Source organism: Pantoea sp., assembly GCF_028283705.1.
GTDB lineage: Bacteria > Pseudomonadota > Gammaproteobacteria > Enterobacterales > Enterobacteriaceae > Pantoea.
In genome coordinates, this window is the sequence record NZ_JAPWKD010000019.1 from 251,536 (window position 1) to 271,023 (window position 19,488).

18 protein-coding genes are annotated in these 19,488 nt (G+C 54.2%); 9 read left to right on the forward strand and 9 right to left on the reverse strand.

What is annotated here, in order from left to right:
* Nucleotides 1–144 precede the first annotated feature (144 nt).
* From PW844_RS17430 to PW844_RS17440, 3 genes are read left to right on the forward strand one after another with little or no spacing between them, the layout of a single operon-like run.
* Nucleotides 145–996, forward strand: coding sequence for a MurR/RpiR family transcriptional regulator (locus PW844_RS17430; protein WP_299454413.1), 852 nt, complete (start codon nucleotides 145–147; stop codon nucleotides 994–996).
* Nucleotides 997–1,022: 26 nt separating this feature from the next.
* Nucleotides 1,023–1,814: an N-formylglutamate amidohydrolase gene (locus tag PW844_RS17435; RefSeq protein WP_299454415.1), complete on the forward strand. Its 792-nt coding sequence runs from the start codon at nucleotides 1,023–1,025 to the stop codon at nucleotides 1,812–1,814.
* Nucleotides 1,815–1,817: 3 nt separating this feature from the next.
* Complete coding sequence (locus tag PW844_RS17440; RefSeq protein ID WP_299454418.1) at nucleotides 1,818–2,462, forward strand: isochorismatase family cysteine hydrolase; 645 nt, start codon at nucleotides 1,818–1,820, stop codon at nucleotides 2,460–2,462.
* 100 nt (nucleotides 2,463–2,562) lie between these two features.
* On the opposite strand, the gene PW844_RS17445 is transcribed toward PW844_RS17440, so the two are convergent.
* Genes PW844_RS17445 through hisD form a run of 4 tightly spaced genes read right to left on the reverse strand, consistent with a single transcriptional unit; the run spans nucleotide 2,563 to nucleotide 7,004 of the window.
* A complete protein-coding gene (locus PW844_RS17445) occupies nucleotides 2,563–3,570 on the reverse strand; it encodes an alcohol dehydrogenase catalytic domain-containing protein (RefSeq protein WP_299454420.1) in 1,008 nt (335 codons plus the stop codon).
* Between the two features lie 6 nt (nucleotides 3,571–3,576).
* A complete protein-coding gene (locus PW844_RS17450) occupies nucleotides 3,577–4,905 on the reverse strand; it encodes an MFS transporter (RefSeq protein WP_299454422.1) in 1,329 nt (442 codons plus the stop codon).
* A gap of 29 nt (nucleotides 4,906–4,934) precedes the next feature.
* Nucleotides 4,935–5,681, reverse strand: a complete 747-nt coding sequence (locus PW844_RS17455) for an SDR family oxidoreductase (RefSeq protein WP_299454423.1) — start codon at nucleotides 5,679–5,681, stop codon at nucleotides 4,935–4,937.
* 9 nt (nucleotides 5,682–5,690) lie between these two features.
* Entirely contained in the window at nucleotides 5,691–7,004 is a 1,314-nt protein-coding gene (gene hisD, locus PW844_RS17460) for a histidinol dehydrogenase (protein ID WP_299454425.1), read from the reverse strand.
* 390 nt (nucleotides 7,005–7,394) lie between these two features.
* Here hisD and PW844_RS17465 point away from each other — a divergent pair, with 390 nt between their 5' ends.
* From PW844_RS17465 to PW844_RS17480, 4 genes are all read left to right on the forward strand, one after another.
* The gene (locus PW844_RS17465; RefSeq protein WP_084879401.1) at nucleotides 7,395–7,679 is read left to right on the forward strand and encodes a UxaA family hydrolase; all 285 of its coding nucleotides are present in this window, start codon (nucleotides 7,395–7,397) and stop codon (nucleotides 7,677–7,679) included.
* Nucleotides 7,680–7,681: 2 nt separating this feature from the next.
* Nucleotides 7,682–8,851 (forward strand): UxaA family hydrolase, encoded by a 1,170-nt coding sequence (locus tag PW844_RS17470; protein WP_084879402.1) that lies wholly within the window; start codon nucleotides 7,682–7,684, stop codon nucleotides 8,849–8,851.
* Between the two features lie 98 nt (nucleotides 8,852–8,949).
* On the forward strand, nucleotides 8,950–10,272 hold the full coding sequence (gene dctA, locus PW844_RS17475; protein ID WP_299454443.1) for a C4-dicarboxylate transporter DctA: 1,323 nt from the start codon (nucleotides 8,950–8,952) through the stop codon (nucleotides 10,270–10,272).
* On the forward strand, nucleotides 10,269–11,264 hold the full coding sequence (locus PW844_RS17480) for an Ldh family oxidoreductase (protein ID WP_299454446.1): 996 nt from the start codon (nucleotides 10,269–10,271) through the stop codon (nucleotides 11,262–11,264). The genes dctA and PW844_RS17480 overlap by 4 nt, the downstream gene beginning before the upstream one ends.
* Here PW844_RS17480 and PW844_RS17485 read toward each other — a convergent pair.
* Nucleotides 11,251–11,997: a GntR family transcriptional regulator gene (locus PW844_RS17485; RefSeq protein ID WP_299454448.1), complete on the reverse strand. Its 747-nt coding sequence runs from the start codon at nucleotides 11,995–11,997 to the stop codon at nucleotides 11,251–11,253. The genes PW844_RS17480 and PW844_RS17485 overlap by 14 nt on opposite strands.
* A gap of 263 nt (nucleotides 11,998–12,260) precedes the next feature.
* On the opposite strand from PW844_RS17485, the gene PW844_RS17490 reads away from it, so the two are divergent.
* On the forward strand, nucleotides 12,261–13,319 hold the full coding sequence (locus PW844_RS17490) for a YeiH family protein (RefSeq protein WP_299454451.1): 1,059 nt from the start codon (nucleotides 12,261–12,263) through the stop codon (nucleotides 13,317–13,319).
* Nucleotides 13,320–14,108: 789 nt separating this feature from the next.
* Complete coding sequence (locus tag PW844_RS17495) at nucleotides 14,109–14,960, forward strand: sugar phosphate isomerase/epimerase (RefSeq protein WP_299454453.1); 852 nt, start codon at nucleotides 14,109–14,111, stop codon at nucleotides 14,958–14,960.
* On the opposite strand, the gene PW844_RS17500 is transcribed toward PW844_RS17495, so the two are convergent.
* From PW844_RS17500 to PW844_RS17515, 4 genes are all read right to left on the reverse strand, one after another.
* Nucleotides 14,961–15,941 carry a LacI family DNA-binding transcriptional regulator gene (locus PW844_RS17500; RefSeq protein ID WP_299454456.1) on the reverse strand — a complete coding sequence of 327 codons (981 nt, stop codon included), beginning with the start codon at nucleotides 15,939–15,941 and terminating at the stop codon, nucleotides 14,961–14,963.
* A gap of 73 nt (nucleotides 15,942–16,014) precedes the next feature.
* On the reverse strand, nucleotides 16,015–17,157 hold the full coding sequence (locus PW844_RS17505; RefSeq protein ID WP_299454459.1) for a Gfo/Idh/MocA family oxidoreductase: 1,143 nt from the start codon (nucleotides 17,155–17,157) through the stop codon (nucleotides 16,015–16,017).
* On the reverse strand, nucleotides 17,150–18,223 hold the full coding sequence (locus PW844_RS17510) for a sugar phosphate isomerase/epimerase (RefSeq protein ID WP_299454619.1): 1,074 nt from the start codon (nucleotides 18,221–18,223) through the stop codon (nucleotides 17,150–17,152). The genes PW844_RS17505 and PW844_RS17510 overlap by 8 nt, the downstream gene beginning before the upstream one ends.
* A 14-nt stretch (nucleotides 18,224–18,237) precedes the next feature.
* Nucleotides 18,238–19,488, reverse strand: coding sequence for an MFS transporter (locus tag PW844_RS17515; RefSeq protein WP_299454462.1), 1,251 nt, complete (start codon nucleotides 19,486–19,488; stop codon nucleotides 18,238–18,240).

A 19,488-nucleotide genomic window follows, 5' to 3' on the forward strand; every position in this document is an offset into this window, starting at 1 on the left:
GCTTGAGATTTTTTTATATATGTTACACAATCAACTTAAAATCAATATGTGTAATATATATTAAATTCGTATAGCTGAATCACGCTGGTTGTGGCACTGTCTTTGTGGCAATGCCGCGAACAGGTGTGGTGAAGGAGAGCAGGTGTGCTGGCACAACAAATTAAAGACAGCATGGCGGAACTCAGCCCTGCTGAACGAAAAATAGCGCGGGCGATGCTGGCGGATTATCCCAGGGCAGGTTTAGGAACAGTGCAAACGCTGGCTGATCAAGCCGGCGTCAGTCTGCCCTCGGTGGTGCGTTTTGCCCGGCGTATGGGGTTTGGTGGTTTTGTCGATTTTCAGCAGGCGTTACGGGATGAGCTTTCCGAACAGGCAAAAGGACCGTTGCAGCGCCTGGATAATTGGGTGACCAATGAAAGCCCTTCGGCACTGATCGAGGCAGCCATCAAATCGTCAGTGCTTGCCATTCAGTGTTCGCTGCGTGATATCCCCGAGTTTGAAATCACCGAGGCAACCCGCTTAATCGGTGCCAGGGAACATCATGTCATTCTGGGTGGCGGGCGCATCAGCCAGTCACTGGCGATGTATTTCGGGCGCAACCTGCAACAGGTACGGCGTGGCGTCGATGTGCTTTCTGAAAATCATCACGAACGCATTCAGCAAATCATTGATGCCAATAAAAATGATGTGTTCGTGCTGTTTGATTTTCGCCGCTATCAACAGGATATGTATCAGCTGGCGCAGGAGATTGTGGCGCGGGGTGCCACGCTGATTGCCGTTACGGACACGCAACTTTCCCCTATTGCTTCTCTTGCCAAAGTGGTCCTGCCCATTCATGTCGAAACCCCATGGTTGTTTGACGGTTATTCGGCTGGGATTGTGCTGATCGACACGATTATCGCCGCCATCATGGAACATCAGGGCGATAAAACCGTGGAACGGCTGAAACAATGGGAAGCGCTGGGCCCCCTTTCATTGAATGCAAAATCTAAATGACTTTTCCAGATGAGGTAACGTTAGACGTGAGCGCACCACTGCTTTTTCCAGATGAACCCACACCCTTTGTCGTCGAGAATCGAACCGGTCATTCGCCTTTTCTGATCCTGTGTGATCATGGCGGGAAACGCATCCCCCGCCGCCTGGGTGATCTGGGCTTACCACAATCGGAGATTGACCGACACATTGGCTGGGATATCGGGGTTCTGGCGGTTTCCCGCCACCTGAGCCAGTTGCTCAATGCTCCGCTGGTCCATCAGATCTATTCGCGTCTGGTGATTGATTGTAACCGCAATCCGGGTATTCCCAGCTCGATCCCCACCCTCTCAGAAGCCACCCTGGTGCCCGGCAATATGACGCTGAGTCAGCACGATCGCGACCAGCGCCAGACGGAAATCTTTGCGCCGTATCATGCGGCGATTCGGGACATCCTGGCAGAACGCAAGGCACTCGGCATCCCAACCTGTTTACTGGCGATGCACAGCTTCACCCCGGTGTTTCACGGCGAGCAACGTCCGTGGGAAATTGGCGTGCTATACCAGCACAAGGCTGACTATGCGCTGGCGATCCTCGAACAGCTGCAACAAAGCCAGCGCTGGACGGTGGGCGATAACCAACCTTATTCGGTGTCCGACGAAACGGATTACGCCGTGCCGCAGCATGCGGTGAAGAACGATCTGCACTATGTCGAAATTGAATTGCGCCAGGACCTGATTAGCCAGCCAGCGGGACAAAAAATGTGGGCTGAAGATTTAGCACCGATTTTCACCCAGTGCTGGGAAGACATTGTCAGCCATCAATTTAAAAAGGAAGCGTAATCGATGTTTCATCCAACCAGTCGCAACATTGCTATCGAGAAAGAATCCGCCACCCTGCTTTTTATTGATGTGCAAAACTACAATGCCCGTCGTGACGGCGGTGAATATGTGGGTATGTCTGCCGCGCAACAGAATGAACAGTTTGGTTATTTCTTCGACATCATCGAGCGCGAAACCCTGGGCAATATGCAAAAGATCCAGGCGGCCTGCCGTGCCGAAAAAATTGAAGTGATGTATACGGTGATCGAGAGCCTGACCAAAGATGGCCGCGATCGCAGTCTGGATTACAAAATTACCGGCTTCAATGTCCCGCGCGACTCGTGGGATGCACAGGTGTTAGATGCTATCGCGCCTGGCGAAGATGAAATCGTTCTGCCCAAAAGCTCCTCCAGCGTGTTTATCTCCACCAATATTGATTACGTGCTGCGCAACCTCGGCACCCGTTATCTGGTGATTGCCGGATTCCTCACCGACCAATGCATCGAAAGCGCGGTGCGCGATGCCTGTGACCTCGGGTATCTGGTGACGCTGGTGACGGATGCCTGCGCGACACTCTCCCCCGAGCGTCAGCAGAACTCGCTTACTGCGATCAAAGGCTATTGCCGTCAAATCACTACAGACGCGTTTTTAAGCGAGCTGTCAGCGTAATGGCATATGCTGTAGCGGCGCGATTTATCGCGCGCCTTTTAGTCGGTGCACCGAGGAAAATAGCGCGATAAATCGCGCCGCTACACATCAACGGAGGTATTCAGGGAATCAGCAGAATCTTGGCAGCAGAGACGCGCTGCGACTCCAGATCATCGAAAGCATTCGCCCCCTGATGCAACGCCCGCTGTTCCACCCAGCCCAACGCGCCCAATGCGCCCTGCTCCAGCATCGATAACGTCAGATGGAAATCTTCCATGGTGTAGGTGTAAGTTCCCAGCAGCGTAATCTCGCTCAGGGTGATTTTGCGCATATCAATCTCGCTGTCCCAATCCTGCAAACCGATGTGCATAATCACCCCACCGGGTTTCACCGCATGCACCGCCAGTTTCCGTGTTGGACCAGCGCCTACCGCATCGATGACCAGCTGCTGACTTGCCGCTTCTACCGGCGTCTCAATCGGGTTGATGCTGACACAGCCGGTATGACGCTCAGCCGCTTCGGCGCGTAACGGGTTGGTTTCCGCAAGAGTTATCTGACGGCATCCCCAGGCGCGCAACACCAGCACCGTCAGCAGGCCAATTGCCCCACCGCCGATCACCAGCGCGTTAGCTTCTGCCAGTGGCATCTGCAATGCCCGCTGGGTCAGGCGTAGCGCGTGCACCACGGTGGCGGCCGGTTCGGTGATCGCCGCGTGCTGCAACGAGATACCCGCTGGTAATGCCACCACTGAACGCGCCGGAATCGCCATATATTCAGCAAAGGCACCGGGCCAGTCCATGCCGATCATATGGCGGTCGCTGCACAGGTTGTCACGCCCCTGGCGGCAATATTCGCACTGCCCACAGGTGATTAACGGGTTGGCGGTCACCCGCTGCCCCGGTTGAAAACGCGCTGACTGGCTCTCAACTATTTCCCCAGCCAACTCATGTCCCAGCACCAGACCGGGCTGGCGACGGGGATCTTTGCCGTGGAACGCATGCATATCTGATCCACAGATGCCCGCTGCCGCAATGCGAATCACCACCTGATCGCCCCCTTGCGGCAACTGCGGGTAAGGCCGTTCCTGGATTTCAACGCCCAGCGGGCGGGTATAGACAAGCGCTTTCATGCTTCCTCACTTAATCAGGACAGAACGGGGGAGATTGATGCTGCCTGCACCATGAGTGCGACGCCACAGGTAAACGGCGCAGACGGCGCTGGTCAGGCCGATAATCAGCACATAGGCGCAGATTAACCAGGGCTTGCCGCCCAGCATGTCCGAGAAAATGGTGGCCAGCACCGGCGTTAAACCACCGGCAAATACGCCGGAGATCTGATAGGCGAACGAAATCCCGGTATAGCGCACCGATGCGTCAAAACATTCCGAGTAGACCGATGACAGCGTGCCAAACACCGCCGCATGGAAAATACCGAACGGGATAACAATGGCAGTCCAGACCAGCCAGATATTATCCGGATGGTTATACATCAGGGCGAAAGCCGGGAAGGCGGAAAGTCCCGACAAGGTGGCCCCCATCGCAAAGATACGCGCACGCCCCCAGCGGTCGGCCATATAGCCCCAGAACGGGATAAAGAAACTCATCACCAGCGCGCTCGCCAGAATGGCAACAATCGCCTGATCACGCGGAATGTGCAGCGTTTGCGTCAGCCAGGTCAGCGAAAAGACACCGAAAATATTGAAGAACACACCATCAATCAGACGCATCCCCATACAGGTGAACACCACCCCGGTGTTTTTGCGAAATAACTCCACCAGCGGGATACGTTTGGGCGCATTTTTCTGTTCCTCCTGCGCCTTGAGGAAATCCTGCGTTTCCGCCACGTTTTTGCGGATATAAGTCCCGATGATGACAAACACGCCACTGAGCAGGAATGGCACACGCCAGCCCCAGGACATAAAGGCTTCATCGGGCAGCAGCAACGACGCCAACCCAATGGCTGCGGAGGCCAGCAATAACCCCAGCGACATCCCCACCTGCGGAATACTGGCAAAAAATGCACGATGTTTCTCCGGGGAGGACTCGAACGTCATCAGCACCGCACCACCCCATTCGCCCCCAAGGCCGATGCCCTGGATTAAACGACACAGAATCAGCAGGCAGGGTGCCCACAGGCCAATCTGGTGATAGCTGGGTATCAACCCGATAAATACCGTCGCCCCACCCATAATCACCAGAGTCAATATCAGCATCTTCTTGCGGCCCAACGTGTCACCGAAATGACCAAAGATAATTGCCCCCAGTGGTCGGGTGAGAAAACCAATCGCAAACACGCCATAGGAAAGCAGCGTAGTAATAAAGGGATCACCTTCCGGGAAATAGAGTTTGTTAAACACCATCCCGGCTACGGTGCCGTAAAGAAAAAAGTCATACCATTCAATGGTCGATCCAAACAGGCTCGACAGGGTGACGCGTCGCAGGTTACCGGCAGCAGGTTTTTGCATGATGTGTTCCTCTGCGCTGAAGGAAAGGATCAAATGGCGCTATAGCCGCCATCGACCATCAGGGTTTGCCCGGTGATATAGGCGCTGGCGTTGCTGGCGAGAAACAGCGTTACGCCATGCAAATCCGTCATTTCACCATTACGCCCCAGGCAGGTATGGGCGGCGTGCCGTTCACGCAGGGCATCGTCGGCAAACACCGGACTGGTTAAGGCCGTGGGAAAGAAACCGGGACCGATGGCATTGCAGGTGATACCTTGACGTCCCCAGCGCTGAGCAATGGCGCGGGTTAGCTGGACGATGCCGCCCTTGCCTGCGCCATACGGCGCGCTGTTGTCAAATGCTCGTGAGGATTGCAGCGAAGCGATATTGATAATGCGCCCCCAGCCACGCTGTGCCATGCCGGGTGCCAGAGCCTGCGTCAGAAAGAAAGGCGCTTTGAGATGCAGCGCCAGTTGCTGATCCCAGGCGGACTCGCTCACCTCTTCAAACGGCTGACGCAGATTCACCCCGGCGGCGTTCACCAGGATGTCCACCGCGCCGCAATCCGCAGCCAGCTCGCTCAGTTCGGCCTGCCGGGTGATATCGGCGCACAGATAACGTGCTGAACTACCCAGCCGCTGGGCGACGTCAGCCAGCTGCGCCTCACGCCGCGCCGCCAGAATCACCCGTGCACCAACGGCCACCAGCGCCTCGGCCATCGCGGCACCGATGCCACTCCCCCCGCCCGTCACCAGCGCGGTTTTGCCCTGTAAATCGAATAACGTTGCAGGATGCATAGGATCTCCTTAGCGCGTCACCGGCATGCCGAGCTGGAAGGTATCGCTGGGGAAGTATTTCTCCAGCCGCACTTCCGCCGTGCGCGCATGCGCTTCCATCCCTTCCAGCCGGGAGATACGCGCAGTGGTCTCGGCGATCTGCGGCACCGCTTCGCGCGCCATCTGTTGCCAGGTCAGCGTCTTGAGGAATTTGTGTACCGACAACCCACCGGAATAGCGCGCGGCACCTTTGGTCGGCAAAACATGGTTGGGTCCGCTGCATTTATCGCCAAAGGCGACAGTGGTTTCTTCACCGAGAAACAACGAGCCATAGCAGCTAAGGGAATCGCGCCACCAGTCCAGGTCGCGGGTATGCACTTCAAGGTGTTCCGAGGCGTAGCGATCGGAAATGTCGACCATCTCTGCGCAGCTGTCACATAAAATCACTTCGCCGTAGTCGCGCCAGGCGCAGCTGGCCGCATCACGGGCCACCGGTGGCAGTTGATCAATCAGCTGCGGCACCTTCTGCATCACCGCTTCCGCCAGCGGGCGTGAAGTGGTGAACAGCCATGCAGGGGACTCATGACCATGCTCGGCTTGTCCCACCAGATCGCTGGCAACGATATCGGCATCCGCGCTGTCATCAGCAATCACCGCCACCTCGGAGGGACCAGCAAACACATCAATACCGACCTGACCGAACAGCGTGCGTTTGGCTTCAGCTACAAACTTATTCCCCGGCCCTACCACCACATCCGCCGCTTTGCCGGTAAATAATCCCCACGCCATCGAAGCAATCGCCTGCACTCCGCCCAGCGTCATAATGGTGTCAGCTCCAGCCCGCTGAAAAGCGTAGAGAACGCAGGGATGGATCGACTGTCCCAGGTAAGGACCTGAACAGGCGATGATATTTTTCACCCCGGCGGCTTTCGCCGTTGCCACACTCATATAAGCAGAAGCGATATGCGCATAGCGTCCTGCCGGGGCATAACAACCGACCGTTGTCACCGGCAACACTTTCTGTCCCGCCACCAGCCCGGAGGGCAGGCGAACGTCAAAGTCTTGCACCGAAGCGCGTTGCGCGCAGGCAAAGGTGTAAACCTGATCGATGGCGTAATCGATGTCGCGACGCACGTCAGCAGGGACGGCACGGATCTGCGTAGCAATATTCTCCCGCGTCAGAATGATGTCACCAGACCAGTTATCGAGTTTGCTGGCGTAGTGGCGAACCGCCTCTTCACCCTGTTCTTTAATGGTGGCAAGCATCTCCTCCACCACGCGGCGGGCTTCAAAAGTATTAGATTCCGGCGTTTTACTTGCTTTTTTTAACCAGGTAACTGACATACGCGTCTCCAGAGATTGATAGGTTTCCGACAATAGGCGAAGGTGCGGACTCCTTTGTCATATATATGACTAGAACTATCTATAGTGAGCTATGCCGGTAACTGCAAAAGGCATGTGAACAAAAAGTGATCACGATCGGCTTCAGTCGCCGGAAGTTCAGGCGTGATCACATTTTAGTCACATCGTTCGATGCATAGAAAATAAAGCATTATCAATCATCGATTTAATTGATTACCTCCTTCTCTCCTTTCTCTTCCCGCGATGTTCAGCCGCTATTCGTGAAGCGCCTCCCAAAAACAGATGTCGGGAGAAGATAATTTTTGCTCCGTCAGGTCATTTAATATATGTCATATATATGAGTTCATTTGTTGTGCACTAACGGAGGCAGTTATGAGTATCGATTTTGTCGTACACGATGATGGTGATTCTGTCGGGGTGGTAGTGGTGGAAGGTATCGAGGCGGGCCAGACCCTGACCGGATGGATCATGGATCAAAACAAAACCATTGAGTTTGCGGTTAAGGATGCCATTCCCATCGGCCATAAGCTGGCAATTCGCGATCTGGCGGTGAATGACACCGTCATTAAATATGGCGAAGACATTGGCCGGGTCGTTGCGGCGATTAAGCAGGGCGAGCATCTCCACGTACATAACGTCAAAACCAAAAGGTGGTAATTATGGAAATCACAGGACGCCAGTTTGCAGGTTATCGTCGCGCCAATGGTCGCGTTGGCATTCGCAACCATGTCATTGTGCTGCCGGTGGATGATATCTCCAATGCAGCGGCAGAAGCGGTGGCGAATAACATTAAAGGTACCATCGCCCTGCCGCATCCCTATGGACGCTTGCAGTTTGGTGAAGACCTGGAGTTGCACTTTCGCACCCTGATCGGCACCGGCTGCAATCCCAACGTTGCCGCCGTTATCGTGATTGGGATCGAGCCGGGTTGGACAAAGCGAGTGGTGGACGGCATCCAGGCCACGGGCAAACCCGTCGCCGGATTCTGGATCGAGCAAAACGGCGATCACAACACCATCTGCGCGGCTTCCCGCAAAGCGCGTGAATTCTCGCAATATGCCTCGGAGCTGCAACGCGAAACCTGCGACATCAGCGAGTTATGGGTCTCGACTAAATGCGGTGAATCGGATACCACCTCCGGCTGCGGCGCGAATCCTTCCGTTGGCAATTTGTTTGATCGTCTGTATGAAAACGGCAACACCCTGCTGTTTGGTGAAACCTCCGAGCTGACCGGCGGCGAACATCTGGTGGCGGCACGCTGCGCCAATGCCGATGTGCGTCAGAAGTTTCAGTTCATGTTTGATCGCTACAGCGCGATGATCGATCGCTGGAAAACCAGTGACCTGTCTGAGTCACAGCCAACCAAAGGCAATATCGAAGGCGGCCTGACCACCATCGAAGAAAAAGCGCTGGGCAATATTCAGAAGATCGGGAAAAAGTGCCGCGTGGATGGGGTGCTGGATAAAGCGGAAACCCCCACCGGGCCAGGATTGTGGTTTATGGATTCCTCCTCGGCTGCCGCGGAGATGGTGACGCTCTGTGCTGCCGGTGGCTACGTGGCGCATTTCTTCCCGACCGGCCAGGGCAACGTTATTGGCAATCCGATCCTGCCGGTGATCAAAGTCTGCGCCAACCCGCGTACGGTGCGCACCATGTCTGAACATATTGATGTCGATGTCTCAGCCGTGTTGCGACGCGAAATGAACCTCGACGGTGCTGGCGATGCGTTGCTGGAGTGTCTGCTGCGCACGGCGAATGGTCGCCTGACGGCGGCTGAAGCGCTGGGACATCGGGAGTTTGTGCTTACCCGTATTTTCGAAAGTGCTTAACCCCCTGCCCGCCTTCTCTGGCGGGCGTGATTTCCACTCGCCTGCGGCGGCCTGCCGGACGCCGGTTTGCAGCCGCCAGGCTTCGCGAGGACAACCAGATGCGATTGCTCAAGCACCTTTATGTCCAGGTCCTGATAGGCCTGGTCGCCGGGGTTGCTGTGGGGTACGCCTTTCCTGATTTTGCCGTTCAGATGAAGCCCCTCGGTGACACCTTTATCCGTCTGATCAAGATGATCGTGACATTAGTTATTTTCTGTACCGTGGCGATTGGCATTGCGCGCATGGAAAGCCTGAAGCAGGTCGGTAAGGTTGGCGGCAAAACGCTGATCTACTTTGAGGTGGTAACCACGCTGGCACTGGTCATTGGCATGGTGGTGGCGGACGTCATGAAACCCGGTGCCGGTATGAATGTCGATGCCAGCAAGCTGGATGGCAGTGCGGTAAGTCACTACGTTAACGTTAGTGAACACAGCAAAGGCTTTCTCGAACAAATCATTCCGGACTCGGTGATAGGCGCCTTTGCGCAGGGCAATCTGTTGCAGGTGTTGTTGTTCTCGGTGCTGTTCGGTATCGCGTTGTCGCTGGTTTCACAACGCAGCGCCTTTATCACCAAAACCATTGAACAGTGCGGTGAAGTCCTGATGCGCATTGTCGAACTGATTATGCGGCTCGCGCCGATCGGCGCTTTTGGTGCCATCGCCTTTACCGTCGGCAAATATGGTCTGACTTCGCTGCAACATCTCGGCATGCTGATAATCTGCCTCTACATCACCAGTTTCCTGTTTATTGGCGGAGTCCTCGGGCTGATTTGTAAACTGGTGGGCGTGAGTCTATGGCGGTTAATTCTCTATTTTCGCGAAGAGTTACTGATTGTGCTGGGCACCTCCACCACCGAGTCTGTCCTGCCGCGTCTGATGATCAAGATGGAGAAACTGGGTTGCGATCGCGCCATTGTCGGCCTGGTGCTACCGACCGGATATTCATTTAATCTTGACGGCGCGGCGATTTATCTCACGATGACTTCGTTGTTTATTGCGCAGGCTACCAATACCGATTTGACACTATGGCAGCAAATTGGCTTGCTGTTGATCCTGCTGCTGACGTCGAAAGGTGGCGCAGGGGTGGCTGGCGCGGCATTGATTGCACTCACCGCCACCCTGGCAACCCATAACATCATCCCGCTGGCGGGGATTACTCTGGTGCTGGGTATTGACCGGATTTTGAATGAAATGCGCGCCGTGACCAACATGATCGGCAACGTGGTCGCTACGTTGGTGATCGCCCGCTGGGAACAAAAACTGGATTTGGCTCAGGCGCAGGAGCAGCTGCGTCTGGGGCCGGAAAAAATGATCATGCCAGTGGATTCCCCGGCAGAGGAACCATTGTCAACCACACAGATAGACAGGAGTACGATGCGATGAGCCATGAAACCCTGGCGCTGACCGAGCTGGAAGCACTTGCCCGACGCGCGTTATGTCAGTCAGGCGTTGACCGCCAGTCGGCTGATGCCACCTGCGCCGCACTGATGGCGGCGGAACGTGCCGGAATCGCGTCACACGGTTTCGCCCGGCTGCCCTATTACCTCGACCAGCTGGAGAGCGGCAAATTGAACCCCCGCGCTGTCCCGGCGATCACGCAACGCGGCGCCGTGGTCAATGTCAATGCGGATTCCGGCCTGGCGTTTCCCGCCGTGCAGCTCGGTCTGGACCGGGGAATGGTGCTGGCGCAGGAGTTTGGTGTGGTCGCGGTGGCTATCGGTGATTCTCACCATTTTGGTATGGCCGGTTATTACGCCGAACAGGCGGCCCGCCAGGGATTGGTGTGCATGGCGTTAAGTAACGGTCCGGCAGCAATGGCCCCCTGGGGCGGCAATGTGCCACTGTATGGCACCAACCCCATCGCTTTCGCCTCACCACGCACCAGCGGCGAACCGCTGGTGATTGACCTCTCCCTGTCCGAAGTAGCACGCGGCAAGATCATGCTGGCGAGTCAGAAAAAGGAAGCCATCCCCACAGGCTGGGCGATCGACCGTGACGGCAATCCAACAACTGACGCTGATGCGGCACTGGCGGGCAGTATGGCCCCCGCAGGCGGTGCCAAAGGTGCGGCGCTGGCGTTGATGGTTGAATTGCTCACCGCCGGACTGACGGGCAGCCATTACGGTTTTCAGGCCAGTTCGTTCTTTAATACGGAGGGTGGCTCCCCGCATATCGCACAGCTGCTGTTACTGCTGAATCCGGCTTTCTTTTCCGCTGGCTATGTTCAGCATACGGAAATGTTGTTCAGTGCGATGCTGACGCAGCCCCACGTGAGATTGCCCGGGGAGCGACGCCAGGCCGCTGCGCGGCAAAATAGCGACACGCTGAGTTTGCCAGTGTCGCTGCTGGAACAACTGCGCATCAGAGCTGGTTGAAATAGGCATGGTGGCGGGTGAGTACAGTGGAGACACGGTACTCAACCGGCCTATCCTGAAAATCCAGCGCAACGCGGTAGATACGCAACAATGCTTCCCCTTCTGTCGCCTCAAGATGCAGGACCTCATCCGGTCCCGCATTCACCGCTTTTATCTGTTCATGGGCGTTAGCCACCGTGCAGGCAAATTTCTGCTGATACAGTTGGTACAGCGTGTTGGGCAGGATTTCCGGTTCCCGATCCAGATGGGGAAAGCGTGCGGCATCAATATAAACATGCTCGAGGATGGCAGGAGCGCCATCCAGATCGCGCACACGCCAGATATGAATCACTTTACTGCCGGGCGTAATAGCCAGCGCGGTAGCTTCTTCCTCAGAAGCGGTACGTAAATGGCGCGCCAGCACACGTGACAACGGCAGCGAACGCTCGCCATTTGCCCTGAGAACATTGAAGAAGCGGAACAACGCGCTGTCTGAATCATGGGCCGCCACCACGGTGCCTTTGCCCTGATAACGAATCACCACATTGTTACTGACCAGTTCATTGAGCGCTTTGCGGAGTGTACCAATGCTGACGTTGTAGGTTTCCGCCAGACTCGCTTCGCTGGGAATATAGGTACCTGCGGGCCATTCGCCGGAGGCGATTCTTTCCAGCAGCAGCTGGCTGATTTGCAGATATAGCGGCTGAAAAATCGCCGCTTTCACTTCAGCGGATGATGAGATGTCCTGATTCATTTACCTTCCTCCACAATCCGGCACAGCGAATGCCTGTAGGATTACTATGACATATACAGGAGTTAGCACCATCCTGGTGCTGTAAAAAAGTGATCGGGGAACAGAATTGGCGATCAAATTTACTATCTTGTTATTTTAATAAATTAACAAACCCGCTGCGTACGTTGATTACCTGATATTCAGATTGGTTATAACGATATAATCAATTTTTCATTCGGCTGGAAAGGTCTCATCCTTAGTCCTGTAGAGGAGAGGAGGACAACATGGCCGAATTATCAGTAGCTCGTTATCAACAGGATCTTAAACGCTTCATTCCCGGGCTGGCACTCACGGCGGTGATTGCCTTCACCACTGCATGGCTGGGTAACCAGCCGGTGATGTCGGGCCTGGGGCTGGGGGCGCTGACGCTGGCAATCATCGTCGGTATCGTGGTGGGGAATACCTTTTATCCCGCATTGCATCCGCAATGTGATGAGGGTGTGCAATTTGCTAAACAGAAATTGCTGCGACTGGGGATTATCCTCTATGGCTTCCGCCTGACATTTCAGCAGGTGATGGACGTGGGATTGAGTGGCGTCATCATCGATGTGTTGATGTTAAGCAGTACTTTCATCTTTGCCAGTGTGATCGGTTCGCGGTTGCTGGGTATTGATCGCAAAACTGCCTGGTTGATTGGTGCAGGGAGCAGCATTTGTGGTGCCGCAGCGGTGTTGGCAGCCGCCCCGGTAGTAAAGGCTGAGCCTGCCAAAGTTGCCGTGGCGGTCGCTACCGTGGTGATTTTCGGTACGCTGGGCATTTTTCTTTATCCGCTTATCTGGCATGAATTTGCGCAATATATCCCAGGCATTTCGCTGACCCAGTTTGGCATTTATACCGGTTCCACCATGCATGAAGTGGCGCAGGTGGTTGCCGCAGGGCACGCAGTCAGCCCGGAAACCGAGAACGCCGCAGTAATCGCCAAGATGCTGCGTGTCATGATGCTGGCCCCTTTCCTGCTGCTGCTGAGTGTGTTTATCAGCCGGGATAGCGGGGAATCCCGCACGGCAAAACAACCCATTATTTTCCCCTGGTTTGCCCTGATTTTTATTCTGGTGGCGCTATTTAATTCGTTTCATTTTTTGCCCGCGCCGATGGTTGCAGGCATCAATACGCTGGATAATGTGTTACTGGCAATGGCGATGGCGGCACTCGGATTAAGCACCAGCGCACGTCAGCTGATCAATGCCGGTGCAAGACCGTTTATGTTGGGTTTAATCTTGTTTGTGTGGTTAGTATTAGGCGGTGGTGCCATCAACCTGTTGGTTCATCAATTTATGAGTTAATCGATATTCTCAGTAAAGATGATAGTTAATCACGCCATAAACATTTTCGGCCATTCCCCTCGCCTTATTCCCGGATGTTAACCAACAACGCTGGCCTTAACTGGCCAGCATATCTGATTGTTAAACAAAAACTAATCAGGAAGTCTCAGTCACCCTAATGCCCTTGTTCACCAAAAGAGTATCCATAAGAGAATGATACAAACCAGTATTATAAATGCTGCATTCAGTCCATTCTCCGGAGGTAATCCCAAATACTCCATATGCTTCCTCATTTAAAAAATAAAAAAATCCATGCCATTACGTTATTAGTAAAACATTTTGTTTATTAGAAATAATAATTCCCAGAACCCAAACGTTGGTCCACTTATTTCTTTATAAGTTCACCGATTTTAGTGTGCATCAGTGTAAAGTTTTCGTAAGAAAAACATCTCAATTTCGCTAATCTGGTAATCATGACTTATTTTTCTACTGAAAAGAATAGAGTTTCTTATCAATAATGAGCAACGGTAGACATATTTCTCGCAAAAGATTTGAGATAAGTTAATTTAATTAGGGCATCGGTCTACCTGACAATCGCATCCCGTCCGGCATAGAACGGCAAAGCGGTTCGCATACCTGCAATCAAACGCGAAAATTTGTGACAAGACCCACAAAATCGGCGCTAAATCAATAGCTTTCCCTTGCCCCACTTTGTAAAAGCACGCAACGCTGGTACGATTTGTAATCGATTACTTTTCATATCAATCAAAAATGTAATCGATTACTTTAAATTTATGGGATGGATTACTTATGAAGAACACATTGACCGGAACTGCCGTTATCTCGCTTTCATTGATCATTGCCGCAAGCTGCACCGCAGCCACCACGGATTTACCGATCGCACTGCAGATGTATACGGTGCGTAACAATGGCACGCTGGAACAGCAGTTTGCGCTGGCACAACGTGCTGGCTTCCATGCTGTTGAACTGGTGAGCGATCAGGGTGTGACGGCCCATGAAATGAAACGTCTGCTCAGCAAATATCATTTGCAGCCCATTGCCGATCATGTGCAACTGGACGATCTGGAAAATCATTCCGCCACTATCGTGGCCTTTAACAAAGCCATCGGTAATACCACGCTGGTGATGCCGTGGATCAAACCTGACGTTCGACCGGACAGTAAGCAGAGCTGGCAACAGATGGGGCAACGCTTAGATGCCATTGGCAAAAAGTTAAAAGCCCAGGGCATGACCCTCGCTTACCATAACCATAATTTTGAAATGAAGAAGTACGACGGTCAGACCGCGCTGGATATCCTGATGTCTTCCAGCAACCCAGAGCATCTTAAGCTTGAACTGGATGCAGCATGGGCTTCGCGAGGCGGCCAGGATCCGGCAGTGATACTGCAACGCTATAAAGGTCGGGTGTTTGCGATCCATGCAAAAGATAACGCGCCCATCGGTATTCGCGACGATCAGATGAATTTCGCGCCAGCGGGCGAAGGGTTGCTGGCCTGGAACGAGATCATGCCAGCAGCGAAAGCCGCAGGCGTGCAATGGTATATCGTCGAGCACGATAAACCTGGCAACGAAGCGGAAGCTATCATTACCGAATCAAATAAATTCCTTCAGCAACAACTCAGCCCTGCGGGCGTGAAATAATCAACTCGATGCGCGGTGCAGGAATTCCCAGTCAAGAATGATTTTCTCCGCCGCGCTACCGGGTTCATCAATACGCCGCAGCAGCAGACGCACTGCCTGCCGGCCAATTTCCCGTGACGGTTGCAGGACCGTGCTTAATTTCGGGTAAGTCATCTCACTTAATTCCGTGCCATCGAAACCAATAACGGCGATATCGTCAGGCACCGTCAACCCGGCATCCTGGATGGCCCGCAATGCCCCGGCTGCCAGCGTATCGGAAACGGCGAACACCGCATCAGGGCGTTCGCCCTGGCTCAGCAATGCCTGCATGGCGTTTCTGCCCGCTTCATAACTGAGATCGGCGGCATATACCACCGACTGCCAGGCGCTACCCGCATCCGTCAGCGCCTGGCGATAGCCCTCTTCCCGCAGCCGGGCATATTTGTAGCTTAAATCATGGTTGATCATCGCAACGCGTTGGCATTTCCGCTGCAAAAACTGTTGCACGACATAGACAGAAGCATCGCGATCATGGATACCCACGGTGGAGACCGCAGAGGCGTCATCATACTCAGCACACTGAACCCAGGGCGCATCGCCGATTAGCGTGGTCAGCTCGGTCAGGCTGGCAAGCGCATCCATGGTGATCACGCCATCAACCATCTTGCCGGAGAGCAGCTGCAAACTGGAACGGGAACGTTCCACATCGGAACCGGAGTTGCACAGCAGGATGCGATAACCATTTTTTTCGGCTTCGGCTTCGATGCCTTTAACGACATCCGCACAAAATGGGTTGGCGATATTGGACACCATGACCAGCAGCATACTGCTCCGGGCGGTGCGCAGCTGTCTGGCAAGTAAATTTGGCTGGTAATTGCTCTGCTCAATCGCCTCAAGGACTTTGATCCGGTTGCGCTCTTTCACGCTGCCCTGATTATTCAAAACCCGTGATACGGTTGCCACTGAAACGCCGGCCAGGCGAGCAATTTTCTGAATCGACATGACGCCCACATATTCGTTAAAACACAATTAATCGCAGGATATCATACAACTGGCCGGCTCAATCATGCCTGATTTATAGCGGCGCGACTTTCACCCAACGTTGTTCGCGATGGCTTTGAATCATGGCTTCAATCACCAGCATGATCTGTGCCCCTTCGCGGAAAGTGGCATAGCTGTCTCCCCCGGACGATCCATTGCGCACCGCGCCATAAAATCGACTGAGCATATTTCTGAACGCATCCGGCCAGCCTTCAATATGCCCGCCCGGGAAGTGGGCACTGGCAGCCACATCACGGCTCATCAGCGACGGGTCGTCACTCAACATCGCGTTGGGTTTGGCCCGGTATCCCAGCCACAACTGTTGTGGCACTTCCTGATCCCAGGCCACCGAGTGATCACTGCCGTTCAGTTCAAAATACAAGCGGTTTTTACGACCGGCACTCACCTGCGATACCGTCAGACTGCCACGGCTGCCATCGGCAAAACGCAACAGCACATTGGCATAGTCTTCGGTATCAATCGGCTTTTCATCGTACTCCGCCGTTCCGCTTGCGCCAAAAGTCGCCTGCTGCTGCCGTGGAGCATGACGAACCGGCCAGACGATGGCGAAGTCGGCCATCACTTCCGTAATCAGCTGCCCGGTCACAAACTGCACCGTATCACACCAGTGTGAGCCGATGTCGGCTACCGCGCGGGAAATTCCGCCAATTTTAGCATCGGTGCGCCAGTTAAAATCTGTCTGCTGCACCATCCAGTCCTGGAGATAGCTGCCATGGGTGGCAAACACCCGTCCGGTGCTGCCAGAGCGGACTAAACTGGCCGCTTGTTGTACCATGGCGAACTGTCGGTAAACGAAGCTGACGCCATTGATCACGCCTTTCTCGTTTGCCAGAGCGAGCAGCTCCCGCGCTTCAACGCTGGTCATACACAGTGGTTTTTCAGAAAAGATATGTTTCCCGGCCAGCATTACCTGGCGGTTAATGCTGGCATGCAGATGGTTCGGGGTGCAGTTATGAACTACCTGCAATCCCGGGTGTTCCAACAATTTAGCCACATCGGCATAGGCAAAAGGGATGTTCAGTTGCTGTGCTTTTTTCTGTGCCTCTTCCAGAGAAGCATCACAAATCGCCACAACGTCCACATCGCCAAGCCGACGGATGGCTTCCAGGTGCGCGGGCCCAATAAAACCGGCCCCGATAATGGCGGCTTTAATCATGTGTGGCATCTCCCGCCATTCCCAGCATGGCTTTAATTTCTGCCCGATCCGAGGCAGTCTCAGCAAAATCATCAAAGGCGCGGTCCGCCACCGGGATGATGTTACGTTTAATAAACTCAGCCCCTTCTCTGGCACCGGTTTCGCTATCTTTCAGGCAACACTCCCATTCCAGCACCGCCCAGCCTGCATAATCGTATTGCGCCAGTTTGCTGAAAATCCCGGCAAAATTGATTTGCCCGTCACCCGGTGAACGGAACCGTCCGGCTCTTTCCAGCCACGGTTGATAACCACCATAGACACCACTTCGGGCTGAGGGAGTAAACTCGGCGTCCTTAACGTGGAAGGCACGAATATGTTGATGATAAATATCGATAAAGCCAAGATAATCCATATGTTGCAGCAGCATATGGCTGGGATCATAAAGGATATGGCAGCGCGGATGATTGTTCACCGCATCGAGGAAACGTTCGAAGCTGACGCCATCATGTAAATCTTCGGAGGGATGCAATTCGTAGCACAGGTCTACGCCCTGTTCGTCAAACACATTGAGGATCGGCTGCCAGCGACGCGCCAGTTCCGTAAAAGCCTCGTCAATCAACGCAGCTTTCCTGGGAGGCCACGGATAAAAATAGGGCCATGCCAGCGAACCCGAGAAGGTAGCATGCGCATGTAATCCCAGCTTCGCTGACGCGACGGCGGCGCGTTTAACCTGAGCCATCGCCCATTGCTGGCGTGCGCTATCGTTTTGACGCAGTTCCACCGGACCAAAATCACTGAATGCCTGCTGATACGCCGGATGCACCGCAACTAACTGCCCTTCAAGATGCGTTGACAGCTCGCTAATCACCAAACCATGCTGCGCCAGGATACCCTTCACCTCATCACAATAAACCTGGCTTTCTGCGGCTGTGGCTAAATCAAAGATTGCCGGGTGGTTACAGGGAATCTGCACTGCCCTGAAACCCAGGCTGGCGGCCCATTCCGCCAGACCCTGCAGGGAGTTAAAAGGTGGCTGGTCTCTTATAAACTGGGAAAGGAATACGCCAGGCCCTTTTAATGTTTTCATCATCACCTCTCAGGTTATTTAGCCACTTCAGCATCTTTATAGTGGAAGGAAAGCAGGAAAATGATGGCAATCACCGCGGCGGCAATCGCCGGGATCCACCAGAATGTTGGCCAATTCGCCACCACGTCACCACTGCCCTGATTGATCAGGCGGTTATACAACGCACCGGAGATCTGCGAGCCCAGTAACATGCCGACGCCATAAGTGAACATCACGATCAGGCTCTGCGCCTGGCCTTTCACTTTGTCGCCAGCCACACGGTCGGTGTAGATAAAGCCAATCACGAAGAAGAAGTCGTAACACACACCATGCAGCAGGATGCCGAGGTACAGCACCCAGCGCAGTTCTTCATTGACGCCGAAGGCAAACAAGGCATAACGCACAAACCAGGCGAACATCCCCACCAGCAGCATGACTTTGACACCGAGGCGGCGGAACAGCAGCGGGATAACCAGCATGAAGAAGATTTCTGACATCTGACCGAACGACATCGCCGTACTGACATTGCTGATGCCAAGATCCGCCAGGAAGGACGCAGTGTAGGCATAGTAGGTCCCGAGAGGAACCGATATCAGCGTGGCGCAGATGGCAAAGATCAGGAAGTGGCTTTTTTTGAGCAAGGCAAAAGCGTCGGCACACAACAGGTCGCGCAAGGCCAGCGGCTGGCCTTTCGCCGGAGCCGGTGTATGCGGCAACGTCAGGCTATACAGCGCCAGTAACAGTGAACAAATCGCCGCCAGATTAAAAATGGCCGCGCTGGCCGCAATGCCCGTTACCCCGATGCAGATACCCGCCACAATCCAGCCAATGGTGCCGAATACGCGCACCACGGGAAAACTTTTCTCACTGTTCGCCAGGTTATGGAAGGCGATGTTATTAGCCACCGCCAGGGTCGGCATAAAACACAGCGTATACACGAACAACAATGAGATCAGTTGTCCCCCGCTCTGGTTTTCCAGCGCCTGCGGCACAAACCACAGGATGACCGCCCCCAGCAGATTCAGTACCGCCATCACTTTCTGCGACGCAAAGAAGCGGTCAACCAGCATCCCGAGCACGAAGGGTGACAGGATGGAGGCAACGGGTTGTGCAGAGAACGCATCACCGATTAACGCCGCCATATTGTGCTGGGTCATCACCAGCCCGAGCGTCACGGACCAGGTACCCCAGATGAAAAACTGAAGAAACATCATCAGCGCGAGGCGAGGAACTAATGCCCTGTGCTGTGTTGCGCCTGCAACAGAACCTGCGATTGATGAAACCAT